The organism is Rhizobium sp. KNZ2-6A (genome assembly GCF_056755475.1).
In genome coordinates, this window is the sequence record NZ_JBNDIC010000003.1 from 191,176 (window position 1) to 204,596 (window position 13,421).

The 13,421-nt window shown below is 59.5% G+C and carries 17 protein-coding genes and 1 pseudogene; 5 read left to right on the forward strand and 13 right to left on the reverse strand.

The window, feature by feature from the left end; translation table 11 throughout:
• The first annotated feature begins 7 nt into the window (after nt 1-7).
• The 4 genes from ACPYOP_RS03585 (at nt 8) to ACPYOP_RS03600 (ending at nt 2,459) form a co-directional block, all read left to right on the forward strand.
• The gene (locus ACPYOP_RS03585; protein WP_481409015.1) at nt 8-583 is read left to right on the forward strand and encodes an invasion associated locus B family protein; all 576 of its coding nucleotides are present in this window, start codon (nt 8-10) and stop codon (nt 581-583) included.
• A 14-nt stretch (nt 584-597) separates the two neighbouring features.
• Nucleotides 598-1,293, forward strand: coding sequence for a hypothetical protein (locus ACPYOP_RS03590; protein ID WP_481409016.1), 696 nt, complete (start codon nt 598-600; stop codon nt 1,291-1,293).
• A complete protein-coding gene (locus tag ACPYOP_RS03595; RefSeq protein ID WP_481409017.1) occupies nt 1,290-1,763 on the forward strand; it encodes a DUF4189 domain-containing protein in 474 nt (157 codons plus the stop codon). The genes ACPYOP_RS03590 and ACPYOP_RS03595 overlap by 4 nt, the downstream gene beginning before the upstream one ends.
• Nucleotides 1,764-1,943: 180 nt before the next feature.
• Complete coding sequence (locus tag ACPYOP_RS03600) at nt 1,944-2,459, forward strand: invasion associated locus B family protein (protein WP_481409018.1); 516 nt, start codon at nt 1,944-1,946, stop codon at nt 2,457-2,459.
• A gap of 86 nt (nt 2,460-2,545) precedes the next feature.
• Here ACPYOP_RS03600 and ACPYOP_RS03605 read toward each other — a convergent pair whose 3' ends face one another.
• The 6 genes from ACPYOP_RS03605 to ACPYOP_RS03630 form a co-directional block, all read right to left on the reverse strand.
• Nucleotides 2,546-2,842, reverse strand: a complete 297-nt coding sequence (locus ACPYOP_RS03605; protein WP_481409019.1) for a hypothetical protein — start codon at nt 2,840-2,842, stop codon at nt 2,546-2,548.
• Nucleotides 2,843-2,914: 72 nt separating this feature from the next.
• The gene (locus ACPYOP_RS03610; RefSeq protein ID WP_481409020.1) at nt 2,915-3,847 is read right to left on the reverse strand and encodes a homocysteine S-methyltransferase family protein; all 933 of its coding nucleotides are present in this window, start codon (nt 3,845-3,847) and stop codon (nt 2,915-2,917) included.
• Nucleotides 3,848-3,893: 46 nt separating this feature from the next.
• Nucleotides 3,894-4,583 (reverse strand): ABC transporter permease, encoded by a 690-nt coding sequence (locus tag ACPYOP_RS03615; RefSeq protein ID WP_481409021.1) that lies wholly within the window; start codon nt 4,581-4,583, stop codon nt 3,894-3,896.
• Nucleotides 4,584-4,594: 11 nt separating this feature from the next.
• Nucleotides 4,595-5,320, reverse strand: coding sequence for an ABC transporter permease (locus ACPYOP_RS03620; RefSeq protein WP_481409022.1), 726 nt, complete (start codon nt 5,318-5,320; stop codon nt 4,595-4,597).
• Between the two features lie 12 nt (nt 5,321-5,332).
• Nucleotides 5,333-6,106, reverse strand: a complete 774-nt coding sequence (locus tag ACPYOP_RS03625) for a transporter substrate-binding domain-containing protein (RefSeq protein WP_481409023.1) — start codon at nt 6,104-6,106, stop codon at nt 5,333-5,335.
• Between the two features lie 43 nt (nt 6,107-6,149).
• Nucleotides 6,150-6,929: an ABC transporter ATP-binding protein gene (locus ACPYOP_RS03630; protein ID WP_481409024.1), complete on the reverse strand. Its 780-nt coding sequence runs from the start codon at nt 6,927-6,929 to the stop codon at nt 6,150-6,152.
• A gap of 170 nt (nt 6,930-7,099) precedes the next feature.
• Here ACPYOP_RS03630 and ACPYOP_RS03635 point away from each other — a divergent pair, with 170 nt between their 5' ends.
• On the forward strand, nt 7,100-7,585 hold the full coding sequence (locus ACPYOP_RS03635) for an Lrp/AsnC family transcriptional regulator (RefSeq protein ID WP_481409025.1): 486 nt from the start codon (nt 7,100-7,102) through the stop codon (nt 7,583-7,585).
• 156 nt (nt 7,586-7,741) lie between these two features.
• On the opposite strand, the pseudogene ACPYOP_RS03640 reads toward ACPYOP_RS03635, so the two are convergent.
• The 7 genes and pseudogenes from ACPYOP_RS03640 to ACPYOP_RS03670 form a co-directional block, all read right to left on the reverse strand.
• Nucleotides 7,742-7,861, reverse strand: a pseudogene (locus ACPYOP_RS03640) (YeeE/YedE family protein); the annotation flags it as partial.
• Nucleotides 7,858-8,202 (reverse strand): sulfite-sensing transcriptional repressor BigR, encoded by a 345-nt coding sequence (gene bigR / locus ACPYOP_RS03645; RefSeq protein ID WP_481409026.1) that lies wholly within the window; start codon nt 8,200-8,202, stop codon nt 7,858-7,860. The gene bigR and the pseudogene ACPYOP_RS03640, both read right to left, overlap by 4 nt.
• Nucleotides 8,196-9,491, reverse strand: a complete 1,296-nt coding sequence (gene blh / locus ACPYOP_RS03650) for a bifunctional sulfur transferase/dioxygenase Blh (RefSeq protein WP_481409027.1) — start codon at nt 9,489-9,491, stop codon at nt 8,196-8,198. The genes bigR and blh overlap by 7 nt, the downstream gene beginning before the upstream one ends.
• Nucleotides 9,492-9,608: 117 nt before the next feature.
• Complete coding sequence (locus ACPYOP_RS03655; RefSeq protein ID WP_481409028.1) at nt 9,609-10,376, reverse strand: SDR family NAD(P)-dependent oxidoreductase; 768 nt, start codon at nt 10,374-10,376, stop codon at nt 9,609-9,611.
• 213 nt (nt 10,377-10,589) lie between these two features.
• Nucleotides 10,590-11,351 (reverse strand): ABC transporter ATP-binding protein, encoded by a 762-nt coding sequence (locus ACPYOP_RS03660; protein ID WP_481409029.1) that lies wholly within the window; start codon nt 11,349-11,351, stop codon nt 10,590-10,592.
• Nucleotides 11,348-12,388 carry a FecCD family ABC transporter permease gene (locus tag ACPYOP_RS03665; RefSeq protein ID WP_481409030.1) on the reverse strand — a complete coding sequence of 347 codons (1,041 nt, stop codon included), beginning with the start codon at nt 12,386-12,388 and terminating at the stop codon, nt 11,348-11,350. The genes ACPYOP_RS03660 and ACPYOP_RS03665 overlap by 4 nt, the downstream gene beginning before the upstream one ends.
• Nucleotides 12,385-13,410, reverse strand: a complete 1,026-nt coding sequence (locus ACPYOP_RS03670) for an ABC transporter substrate-binding protein (RefSeq protein WP_481409031.1) — start codon at nt 13,408-13,410, stop codon at nt 12,385-12,387. The genes ACPYOP_RS03665 and ACPYOP_RS03670 overlap by 4 nt, the downstream gene beginning before the upstream one ends.
• Nucleotides 13,411-13,421: the final 11 nt, after the last annotated feature.

Sequence of the window (13,421 nt, forward strand, 5' to 3'; positions counted from 1 at the left end):
GGCCGTGATGCTTAAAGGAGCGCTTTTAGGCGTCCCGGCTTTCATGGCTTGCATCCTCCTGTTCGGCCCCTTTGCGGCCGGGCAGGAGGATGCCCTCCCAAACTATCGCATAAGGCCTTCCGAGGTCGTCGTTCCTCAGGGGCTGAAGCCTGGTGAATATCAGAGAACCATTCGTCCGTTCGAAAATTGGAACCTGATTTGCGATGAAAACCTGAAGGTCCGCCAGAAGGTTTGCAACGTCACCCAGATCATCGAGAACGAGCGGGGGCAGATTGCGTTCAGCTGGTCGCTCGCCGCCACCAAAGGGGGCGAGCCCTACATGATCTTGCGCACTGCCCCGGTTGCCAGGAGCGACGGACGCATCTCGGTGAAGTTCGAGGGCCGCAACGAGCCTGTACAAGTCAAGCTCGATGGCTGCAGCCAAACGGTTTGCGTCGGCATGCTGCCGATCGGTCCGATGATGCGGGAGCAGATTTCGAAGAGTACCGCGCCGGTGATCTCCTATCCGACGGCGGATGGGCAGACGATCAGCGTGACTGCAAACCTCAAGGGCCTTTCTACCGCCGTTAAGGCGATAAAGTGACGGACGGATTTTCAATGAACCAGCAATCAATCCACGAGCGCATCATGTCCCGCAACAGCAACGACACCGCCATTCAGAACCTGGCCAGCGATCAAGCGAAACCGCAGCGGAGATGGCGGAAGGCGACCCTTCTCTCGTTGTTTGCAATTGCAATCGCCGCCGGTGCCGGCTACGCCGTGGCCCGCTACGACATGATCGGCAGCCTTCTATCGCAGCCGGCGGTCGCCGCGGCGAACGACGCCAATCCGGCGCTGCCGGACACGCCGTTTCTGCAGCACGCCAAAAAGGCCGGCCTGCAGTCCTGCTCGACCATCTTTCCGGTTCTCGGACAGCTGCTGACAAGTGGCACCCAATACAATGTTCAATCGATCTGGAACAACGAGGCGGCCGACAAGCATGCGGTGCAGGCGCTTGTCGGCATGAGCTATGCCTCACAGGGCTATAGCGGTCCGGCCGCCGGCATCGTATTCGCAGCACCCGTCGCATCCGGCTGCGAAGGATCGATGGTACGCGTGGCACCGTTTACAGGCTCTTGTCCGGAAATTTCGGCCAAGTTCCCGAATGGAAGCAAGCTCGTCAACAATCTCGGGCCGATCGGGGTCTACGAACTCGGCCAGGATGGCGGCGATGCGATGCTTCTGCCGACCGGAAACGGCTGCGTCGTCATTTCCGTGGCCTCGGCAGCAGGAAAACAAGGGAGCTCAAAATGAAATTGAGATCCGCCATTGCGGCGATCGGCATGCTGTTTGTCTCTATCGGCCACCTGGGGGCAGCCGATCTCTTTACGACAGAGCAGCCGCCAGCGCCTCCGCCGGACGAACGCGGCATTTGGGCGGCCATCGCCTATTCCGCGCCCGACGAGAAATACGGTTTCTTCTGGGGCGCCGACAAACGCCAGGAAGCCATGGACATCGCGCTCAAGCATTGCGAGCGGGACAAGGGTAACAGCTGCGTCGTGGTCAGCGTATTCCGCAATCACCGGCACTGGGATGATGACGACAAGACCGGCTTTCCGTACAATCATTGCGGCGCCCTTGCCGTCGGCAAGGAAAAACGCGAGCGGGCGACGCCATGGAGCGCAAATTCGGCACCGACGCGCAAGGAAGCTGAAGATCTTGCACTGAAGGCATGCGAGGCCTCGGGCTCCCGATGCGCTGTCCGCGAGTGGGTGTGCACGTAACCACAATTGTGACCGCGAAAGCGTAAGGTTCGTGCTCGCGACGGTCGGTACTGGTTTGGCTCCTCACCCTGGTGCTTTGCGGCACCAGGCCGCAGAAATGTCCCGCTCCAAGCAGAAAGAGCTTATCCCTTGACAATTTCGACGTCCATTTCATCTCGAACAGCCGGCATATTTCGGGCAATGCTCGCCTTTGCCTGCGCGAGTGTCGCTCTGACGCTTGCGTCCTCAGCCTTTGCTCAATCGGCGCTGCCAAACGGTGCCTCGAGCCTGCAGGAGTCCTATCAGGACTGGCGCGTGGCATGCAGCCAACGCGACAAGGCGTCGGTATGCACGGTTTCGCAAGATCAAACCCAGCAGAATGGTCAAAGGCTGCTTGCCGTCGAATTGCAGCTGCGTCCCGACGGCAGCGGGCTCGCGACACTTCTGCTGCCATTCGGCATTGTTCTAGACTCCGGCGTGACGCCGAATATCGATGATCAGCCGCCCTTGAAGCCAGTGCGCTTTCGCACCTGTTTGCCCAACGGCTGCATTGCCTTGCTTCCGCTCGACGCGGCAACGCTTGCCAAATTGCGCACCGGCTCGCGCTTGAACCTCAAGGTCGTCGCCGACGGCGGCAATGCGCTAGGTTTTCAAATATCGCTACAGGGCTTTTCCGCAGCGGTCGACCGGATTGCCGCCTTGAGTGACAAGAAATAAGCCTGTTCAGGCTTTGCTGCGGTAGCGTGAGACGGCGCTGGAGACAGGCTCCTGCGCCGTCTCATAGTTACGGCGCACTGCATGGCTCAGGCGAATACCGCTGTGCAGACGGATAGCCAGATCAAGACTATTCCCAGCGCCAACGCTCGCCTGGCCTCGACCACTTTCTCCGCATCCTCTTCCGCGACAGGCGTGGTCACAATCCAGGGCACGCAGCCGAGCGCTGCAAATCCGATGATGGCCAAAACCACTACGAAATAATCGGATACGCGCCAGTCTCCGTGTTCATACACGCCCCAATAGCCCAGGAAGGCCATGCCCACTGCAAACATGGTCGCGGATGCAGAGCAAAGCCCGGTAACCGAGCCCGCGGGTGCACGCATCCTACCTTTTTCCGGTATTGATCCATTCATGACGCTGTATCCACGCTGGCAAGTCGCCCTCGTGCATATATGTCAGGAATTGCCTGCCGCCTCAACGGAATGCATGAGGGATCGCTTCAGCTGGTGAATGTGTCCCGCGCCAATCCCGCAGCAACCGCCGACCATGGTTGCGCCGGCATCGACCCATGAACAGGCAAAGCGCGAATAGGCGTCATCGTTCAGATCGTCACGGGTCGCATGCAAGCCTTCGTTGGCGGCGGATTCGCCCTGTTCCCCCTCGAAGGCATTGGCATAGACGCCGATCTGGAGGGTAGAGCCGCTGCTCCTGAAGACCTGTCCCGCCGCCTCGACCGCCGCCCGCATGACTTCCGGCTTGCTGCAATTGAACAGAAGCGCTTCCGCGCCAGACGAAGCAGCCCATCGAGCCGCATCCTCTACCGTCTCTCCGGAACGGAGCGCGGGAGAGGCGCCGCCCCGCTGGGCCGCGTCATCCGCCAAAGTGAACGAGACCCAGAACGGCTTGCCGGTTTCGGCGACCGCGGTGCGAACGGCTTCCCCTTCGGCAATCAGGCTGAGGGTTTCGCCGAGCCACACATCGACATAGGGATTGAGATTTGCCACCAGAATCTTGAGATAGTTCTGGACCCGAGACGGATCGAAGTTCTGCGGCTCGTAGGAACCGAAGATCGGCGGCAAGGAACCGGCAACCAGAATTTTTCGATCTTCGCACGCATCGGTGGCGTCACGCGCCAATTGTCCCGCGCGCGCAATCAGATCCGCTCCTTCCTTCCGGAACCGTTCTTCACCGATATGGAATGGCACGAGCGCGTAGCTGTTGGTGGTGATGACGTCGGAGCCGGCGGCGATGAATTCGTCATGGACCTGCCGGACAATTTCGGGCGAGTTGATCAGCGCCAGCGCCGACCATTCCGGCTGCTTCAGCTCGGCCCCGAGGCGAAGGAGTTCGCGGCTCATGCCGCCGTCGAGGATCAAGAGTTTGCTCATAAATGGGATCTCCAGAAAGGTCGGGATGCGGAGAGGCGCGCCCCGGTTAGCGCCGCACGGGAACCTGCGCCTCCAGGAAGCGGAAGGCTCGTGCGATGATGGCGGTGATGATGAGATAGAAGATGGTCACGACAACAAGCGGTTCGTAGACGAGCAGCGTGTCCTGACGCACCTTGGTGGCAACAGCATAGAGATCCATCACCGTGACGGTGAAAGCCAGCGGCGTCGCTTTCAGCTGCATGACGATTTCGCCGCCGATCGTCGGCAATGCGATGCGAATGGCGCGCGGCAGCCAGATGCGCCGCGTCAGCGTGAACGGCCGCATGCCGAATGCGCGTCCCGCCTCCAGCTCGCCTTTCGGAACGGCAAGCAATGCGCCGCGCAGCACCTCCGCTTCGTAAGCCGCATAGTTCAGCGTGAAGCTGACGGCGGCGAAGAAAAAGCCCTCTCGCAAGATCGGCCAAAGCAGGCTCTGGCGAATACCGGGGATCATCGGCAAAAGAGAACCGATGCCGTAATAGAGCAGCCAGAGCTGGATCAGCAGCGGCGTGCCCCGGAAGAAGGTGCAATAGCCGCTGGCGAAATATCGCAGAAGGCGATTGCTGCTGATCTGCGCGAAGGCAAGGCCGATTGCGATGATGAAGCCGAAGACGACGGAAATCGCAAGCAACGACAGCGTCTGCCAGGCTCCGGTCAACAGAAGCGGCCAATAGGAATCTATCCATGAGAAGGTCATGCCGTCTCTCCTCACGCAGGCTTTGGTTGGCCACGTCGCACGCGACGCTCGATCAGCCTGAACACGGTGTTCGAGACGAGGGTGAGGGCGAGGTAGATGAGGGCGGAGGCCAGGAAAAAGATGAAGTAATGCTTGGTGCTCGCGCCGGCGAGACGCGTGGCGAGAGCGAGCTCTTGGTAGCCGACGACCGCGACGAGGGCGCTGTCCTTGGTGACCGACATCCAAAGATTGGCAAGGCCGGGCAGCGCGTTCGGCAGCAGGGCCGGCAGGATGATGCGGCGGAAACGTAGACGCGGTCCCATGCCGAAAGCCTTTGCCGCCTCGACTTGGCCGACGGGAATGGCAAGGATCGCGCCGCGCAGCACCTCCGTCATGTAAGCGCCCTGCACGAAGCCGAGTACGGCGACGGCGACGGCAAAGCCATTCAATTCGAAAGGCGGCAAATTGAGCGCCGCGAAGATCCGGTTGAGGCCGTCCATCCCCGCATAGTAAAGCCCGACGATCAGGATCAGCTCGGGGACCGCGCGGATGGTGGTGGTGTAGAGTTCCAGCAAAAGGCCGAGCGGCCTGATGCCGGAAAGCTTGCCCAGCGCGCCGCCGATACCGAGAAGAAGGCCTATCAGAAAAGCGCCGGCGGAGATGGCGACCGTGGAGGCGGCTCCCGTCAACAGCACGCCACCCCATCCGGGCGGATAGGGGGAGAGCAGGTCGAGAATGCCTTGTTGGGAGATCGCCATCGCTGCGGTCGTTTACTTGGCGCCGTAGATGTCGAAGCTGAAATACTTCTTGCTGATTTCGTCATATTTGCCGCTGGCGCGCACCGCGGCGATGGCCGTATTGAGCTTTGCCTTGAGCGCGGTGTCTTCCTTGCGCAAGCCGCCGGAAACGCCGGCTCCGAGGACTTCCTTGTCGTCGGCGACGTCACCCATCTTGGCGCAGCAATCCTTGCCGCCATCGCTCTTCAGGAAGGCGTCGAGAGCAAGTGAATCGCCGAAGACATAGTCGATGCGGCCGGCGGCGAGGTCCTGAAATGCCTCGTCGAGCGTCTGGTAGGTCTTTTCTTCCGCGACCTTGGCAAAGTACTTCTTGTAGTATTCCGACTGGATGGTCGACACCTGGATGCCGATGGTCTTGCCCTTGACATCGTCTGCCGCCGCTCCCGCCTTCTGGTCCTTCGGACCGATCAGCGTGCTCGGCGTATTGTAATATTTGTCGGTGAAATCGATGACCTTCGAACGCTCCGCCGTATTCGACATCGACGACCAGATCACATCGAACTTCTTGCTCTGAAGCGCCGGAATGAGACCGTCCCAGGAAAGCTCGACGATCGAGCACTTTTCCTTCATCTGTTCGCAGACGGCGTCCATCATGTCGATTTCCCAGCCCTGCCATTTGCCGGCGGCATCCTTGGCGAAGAATGGCGGATAGGATTCATTCATGATGCCGAAGCGGACCTCGGCCTGCGCCGTGATGGTGGAAAGGGCAAGCGTTACGCCGGCAAGCAGCATGGGAAGCAGTTTCATGTGTGGGGTTCTCCTGGTGTTGTTGTCGGTGTTGTGGTGAAGATCAGGCAGAAAGCATGCCGGTGAATTCCCGGCAGCGGGCGCTGAGGGGAGCATCGAAGACCTGTTCCGGCGCGCCTTCTTCCTCGATCCGTCCCTGGTGCAGGAAAAGAACGTGGCTCGAGACGTCGCGGGCAAAACGCATCTCGTGGGTCACCAGCAGCATGGTTCGGCCTTCTTCCGCGAGATCGCGGATGACCTTGAGCACTTCACCCACCAGTTCCGGGTCGAGCGCCGATGTCGGCTCGTCGAAGAGCATTACCGCCGGGTCGATGCAAAGTGCGCGGGCGATCGCTGCCCTTTGCTGCTGACCTCCGGAGAGAAAGGCCGGATAGGCCTCGCGCTTGTCATAAAGCCCAACCTTATCCAGAAGAGCCTCTGCCTTTTCGATTGCTTCGCGGCGAGGGACGCCCAGAACATGCACCGGCGCCTCGATGACGTTTTCGAGAACGGTCATATGCGGCCAGAGATTGAAGCTCTGGAATACCATGCCGAGGCCCCTGCGGATCCGCTCGATCTGTCGCCAGCTTTTCGGCTGCGTCCGTCCCTGGCGTGCCTGCCTCAAAGCGATTTCCTCGCCATTGACGACGATGCGTCCGCGGTCGGGCATTTCGAGCAGGTTTATGCATCGCAGAAACGTGCTCTTGCCGGAACCGGACGAGCCGATGATGGCAATGACATCCCCTTGCCTGGCCGTGGTTGAAACGCCTTTGAGGACTTCGTGTGGACCAAAGCTTTTGTGAAGATCTTCCACACAAAGTGCCTGAGAGGACAGTTCTGCCATGCATAATTCCGATAAAGACAATTTGCGGAGAATATCGCGAAGATGAGCGAAATTTGCGCGCAATTTGCGATCATTTTGCATAAAAAAAGCAAAAATCTATTTTAATCGCATCTTTTGTGATAGAATAGAGATGTCGCCACGCAATTTCACCGACCGGCCAGAGGAATGGGATGGAAAATCTGGATCGCTTTGATCGCGATATCCTCGATATCGTCCAACGCAACTGTCAGCTCACCGCCGAAGCAATCGCCGACGAGGTTGGCCTTTCGACTTCCGCCGTGCAGCGGCGCCTGAAACGGCTGCGCGAGGATGGCATCATCAAGGCGGAAATTGCGGTCGTGGACCGCAAGGCGACCGGAACCTCGATGGTCTTCATCGTCGGCATGGAGATCGAGCGGGATAACTATGATGCGCTTGCCAAGTTCCGCCTTTGGGCGGAGAAGCAAGATCACATCCAGCAGGTCTACTACGTCACCGGCGCCGTCGACCTCATTGCGATCGTCACCGCCCGCGATGTCGAACACTATGACGATATTGCCGCCTTGATCATGGCGGAGAATCCCCAAATCCGCCGCATGCATACGAATGTGGTGCTGCGGGATGTGAAACTCGGATTGTTCGTTCCGCTGGCAAATGGCGGCGAGGACAGCCGGTAAACGCCCGATGCGTGCCACGCGTTCTTTCTGATAGAGCGGTTCAGCTTTTCACGAAATCTCTGAACCGCTCTATCCCTTTGTCTTCTCGCAATTCCGGACGGAAAACCGCTGCGCACTTTTCTTGGAATTGCTCTAGCTCGCTGCATTTAAGCGATCGCCGAGAAGGCGACCGACAATGCCGCTGACACCTGCAATCCGGCCATTGACGAACAGGAGGAGCACCGCCGACAGGCCGAGCAGCATGCCGCCAAGGAGTGCGGGCCAGTATGGGGTCATGACCTTTGCTCTTGCAGACAGAAGATCGAATAGAGCGCTTCGATAAGCTGCGTGGCTTTTTCCTCCGTCAATCGGTAGAAGATCTGCTTGGCCTCTCGACGGGTCTCGACAACACCCGCTTCGCGCAACACGCCGAGCTGTTGCGATAGATTGGGCTGATGGATGTCGAGTTTTTCCTCCAATTCGCTGACCGAATATTCGCCTTCGGCCAGGGTGCATGCGAGTATCAGCCGCATGGGATGCGCCAATGTCCGCAGGAGGGATGCGACCTCGGCCGACCGCCTCGCCATGTCCTCGAGCGACATGGTAAAGAGAACCGATTTTTCGATGTCCGTTACCATGTAGCCCCCTGCAATGCGTCGAGCGGGAATTTGAGATAACGGCGCCCATTGCCCTCAGGCTCCGGCAAGCGACCAGCCTGCACATTTATCTGAAGTGCGTGGAGGATCAGCTTCGGCATGGGCAGTGTCCGGTCGCGCGCTTCGCGCAGCGCTACAAATCGGTCTTCCGTCATGTCGGCGAGATGCGGATTGGACCGCTTCTGCTCATCGACCGTGCTCTCCCATTTCGGGTTTCGACCGCCAGGTTGATAATCGTGGCCGGTGAACAGGCGCGTATCATTGGGAAGCGCCAGGATCTTCTGAATGGAACTCCACAAAGCCTTGGCACTGCCGCCCGGGAAATCGGTCCGCGCCGTACCCGAATCGGGCATGAATATCGTGTCGTGAATGAAGGCTGCGTCGCCGATGACATAGGTGACGGAAGCAAGCGTATGGCCGGGCGAGAATATCACATGACCCTCAAGATTGCCGATCTTGAACGTGTCGCCATCGGCAAATATCCGATCCCATTGCGAACCGTCGGCAGCCATATCCGGCTGATTGTAGATATCTTTCCAGAGCTTCTGGACGTCAACCACACGCGAGCCTATCGCGGTCGATGCGCCGGTCCTCTCCTTTAGGTAGGAGGCTGCCGTGAAATGATCGGCATGGGGATGGGTATCGAGAATCCACTCAACGGCGAGCTCTTCGGCACGCACGTAATCCAGGATCGCATCGGCGTTGAGGGTTGCGGTGGCGCCGGATTTTTCGTCGAAATCCAGGACAGGATCGATGATGGCGCAAGCCCGAGTTGCCGGGTCGCTGACGACATACTGGACGCTGCCGGTGCGCGCGTCGTAGAAGCCCCTTACACGAGGTATTTTCTTCTCTTTTCGGGCGAGCCAGTTGGCCGCGCCCGTCAGGTCAAACCCGTGACCCTTGCCGAAGGCCACCACATCTTCGCGCTTCATTTGCCCGTCGAGCACCTCACCGATTGCATAGAGCGCCAGCGCGCGAGTGCCGCTCTTGCAATGAGCAAGGACCGGCCCTTTCGCATCTTTCAACGTTTTCTGAAAGGCCTCGATATCCGCGTCGGTAATGGCGGAGTTGGTGACCGGCAGGAAAGTATAACCGAGACCGGCAGCGCGGGCGGCGGCGGCCTCGGCGGCATTACCGGGTTGACCCTCCTCTTCACCCTCCGGACGAGCATTGATGACCGCCACGAAGCCACGCTCCGCAAAGCCAGCGAAGGCGGCCGTATCCGGTTGGGCCGATACTGTCAGTCGATCATTGATTTGTGCGGCGTTCATGGCGCTGTTCTCTTTCAATTTAATATACATTATTGTATATTGTATAATGAAGTGATGTCAAGAGAGCGTACAGGCCAATGCCGGGCAACGGGACGCTGGTGCCGAGCTGTCAAAGGTTCAGATTGCGGTAAATCCGTTGTCGACGAAAAGATGGATGCCATTGACGAAATTGGACTCGTCGGAGGCGAGATAGAGGGCGGCGCGCGCTACATCTTCGGGCTCTCCGATCCGGCCTTGCTGTGCGGCGATTGCTGCATCCGAAACATCAACACCAAAGGCTTGCAGCGCGGCCACCTCGCGCAAGCCGTGCGGCGTGCGGATGAAGCCGGGGCAAACGGCATTGCAACGAATATTGCGATCGCGAAACTCGACGGCAATGGCACGGGCGAACATGTGCACTGCACCTTTCGTCGTATCGTAAAGCACTTCCATCGGCGTTGCCGCAACTGCCGAGATCGATGATGTACAGACGATGGAGCCGCCGCCGGCCGCGATCATGCCTGGCAGCACTGCCTTCGTCATGAGAAACATGGATCGCACATTGACGCCATGCAGCCATTCCCATTCCTCCAATGTCGTCTCGAGGAACGGCTTGATGACTATGGTGCCGGCATGATTGAAGAGTACCGTCACGGCGCCGAAACGCTCTTCGATACCTCTGACGGCCGCATTGACGGCTGCTTCGTCCGAAACGTCAGCCACCCAATAATCGGCAACGCCACCTGCTTCTTGAATGGCCTGCACCGTCTCCGCCGCCGCTGCGGCATTTCTATCGATGATCGCGACCTTCGCACCTTCTGCCGCAAACAAGCGCGAGGCGGCTCCGCCCATGCCGGTGGCTCCGCCTGAAATAATGGCAATCTTGCCCTTGAGCCTGTCCGTCATTTGTTCCTCCCGATGTGCTTCATTTTGATATGCGCCGTTGTGCGGAATATAATTCTATATATTTGCGACGTCTCGCAAGCCCGGTGCGAGAGTAAGCCGTCTTTTGCTGGTAACGGAAAAGGATGTCACCGTCCGGATTTCCGCTTACCGGATCAGGCGGCTTCGATCGCTTTGCCGCCCGCATTCGAGAGACGGGTGGCCGGTTCAGGTGACCTATCGCAGATAATGGATATGCGGCCGCTCGTGATGAGGCGAGATCTCGATCCGGGCTTCCACGGCGAAGACGTCCCGCAGGAGATCTTCGGTCAGGACATCTTCCGGGGCGCCGGCGGCCACGATCCGGCCGTGCTGCATGATAATCAGCTGGTCGCAGAACATGGCGGCGTGGTTGAGATCGTGAAGGGCGATGATGCTGGTGATCGGCAGGCCGGAAACCAGCCGCATCAGGCTGATCTGATGCTGAATGTCGAGATGGTTGGTCGGCTCGTCGAGGATGAGCTCTTTCGGCGCCTGTGCCAGGGCTCGGGCAATGTGGGTGCGCTGCTTTTCCCCGCCCGACAGGCTCTGCCAACGGTCGTTGCGCTTTTCCTTCATCCCGGCGCGCTCAATGGCGCTTTCCACGGTCTCGTCATCGGCCGATGTCCAGCCTGAAAACATCGATCGATGCGGAAATCGGCCGAGCTTTACGACGTCGATGACCTGGAGATTGGCATTGGTCGTGCTGTGCTGCTCGACAAAGGCCATGCGCCTTGCGATCGCGCGCCGACGCATCTGGTTAAGATCGCGCCCTTCAAGCATGATGCGGCCGGAATTCGGTTTTTTCAATCCGGCCAGCAGGCGCAGGAGCGACGTCTTTCCCGAGCCGTTCGGCCCGAGCAGGCCGAGCATTTTTCCTGCAGGCGCTTCGAAGGAGACACCATCGAGTATGGTCTTCCTGCCGATTTTCCAGATGATGTTGTCAGCCTTGATGCTCATGATGCGCGCTGGAACCGGTAGAGAATGATCGCAAAGAAAGGGACGCCGACAAGCGCCGTGACCACCCCGATCGGCAAGACCTGCTGCGGGACGAGGGCGCGAGAGGCGATATCCGCCAGCACCATGAACATCGCTCCGATGACGGTGCAAGCCGGCAGCAGCCGGATGTGAAGCGGCCCGACGATGAAGCGTGCCGTATGCGGTACGACAAGGCCGACAAAGCCGATCGAGCCGACCATGCTCACGATGGTTGCCGTCATCATCGCGGTCAGTGCGAAGAGCCCCATCCGCGCTCGCCCGACATTGACGCCTAGGGACGAGGCTGCCTCGTCGCCAAAGGCGAAGGCATCCAGGATGCGGGCATAGAACAGACAGGCAGCGAGCCCGAAGCCGACAACAATCGAGACCAGCATGAATTCCGGCCAGCGGACGCCACCGAAACTGCCGAGCAGCCAGAACATCACATCCCGTGCCTGTTGTGCGTTTCCCGACGTCGTCACGATATAGGACGTCGCGGCATTGAACAGCTGAGAGGCGGCAACGCCGGCTAGGATCGTGCGATCGGCACCGCCTCGCGTGCCGTTGGAAAGAAGCGCGACGAAGAAAAACGTCGCGAATGCTCCGGCAAAGGCACCGGCCGACAACGAAACCGCGCCGGCGCCGACGCCAAGGATGACGACCGCGACGGCACCTGTCGAGGCGCCCGCCGAGATGCCGAGCACATAGGGTTCGGCAAGGGAGTTTCGAAGGAGCGATTGCATGATTGCCCCTGACAGCGCCAGCCCTGCGCCGCAGAAAGCCGCCACCAATGCCCGGCTGAGGCGATAGTCCCAGATGACCGTTTCGTGGATGCGGTTAAGTTCGACACCCGTCCAGCCCAGCCTGTTGGTAATCGCGTAGAACGTCGTCGACAGCGGGATCGGCAGGTCACCGATGCCAACGCTGATACCGATGATCAGGCCGATCGCTGTAAGGGAGGCCAACAGCAACAGGCCGAAGACGGCCAGTTGCTGTTGGCTGCGGTATGCGTCGATCACTTCAATAGACCAAGTGCCTTGAGCTGCTGGGCGACCTGCTCAGCGCCATAGACCGTGCGGATGGTCGGGTTCATGGCCTGGCCGTCCATGACGACGATGGCCTTGTTCTTGACGGCGGGAAGCTGGCTGACGGCCGGGTCGGTGGTGAGAAACTTGATCTTGGCTTCCGGCTTGTCGAGCTCCCAGCGATTACGGTCGAGGCTGGCGACGACGATGACGTCGGGATTGGTCGCGATGATGCTCTCCCAGCCGAGTGTCGGCCATTCGGCCTCCGTGGTAATAGCATTCTTGCCGCCGAGCAGATCGGCTATGAAGCCGGATGCTCCGTTCTTGCCGCCGAGATAGGCGTCGGAGGAGGGGGATTGGCTCGAGAACCAGAAGACGTAGGAAAGCTGTTTGCCGTCGTGGGGCACATCAGCGCGCAATGCCGCTTGACGCTTCTTAAAGTCGGCGATCAGGGCCTGGCCGCGATCGGAGACATCAAAAATCTTCGAGAGCTCGTCGATCTCCTTGTAGAGAAGATCCATGTTCCATAGTTCTCCGCGGCTGCCGTACTGGTCCTTGACCGCGGCCGTGCTGAGGCAGGTGCTGGGAGACAGATATGCCGGGATGCCGACCTTCTCGAAATCCTCGCGCTTGGCGACCTTGCTGTTCGGTCCCATCAGGCTTGGTAAGGCCGCAGCCACGAAATCGGGATTTTCCGAGAGGATCGATTCAAACGTCGGAAACTCGACGGTCAGCAATTTGACCTTGGAATTGGCCTCGGCGAGCTCGGGCAGAACCTTGCTCGGCCAGAAGGCGGTGCCGACCATTTTGTCCTGCAGGCCAAGCAAAAGAAGAATTTCGGCACTGTTCTGGCCGAGCCCGATCGCCCGTTCCGGCGCTTTCTGGAATGTGACCTTGGCGCCGCAATTGTCGATGGTCAGGGGATAGCTGGTGGATGCGGCAGATGCTGCCGGTACGGCAAGACCGAGCGCCGCGCAAAGAGCCGGGACGGCCAAAAGCGATTTCAATATGGTCACGAAAAACATCC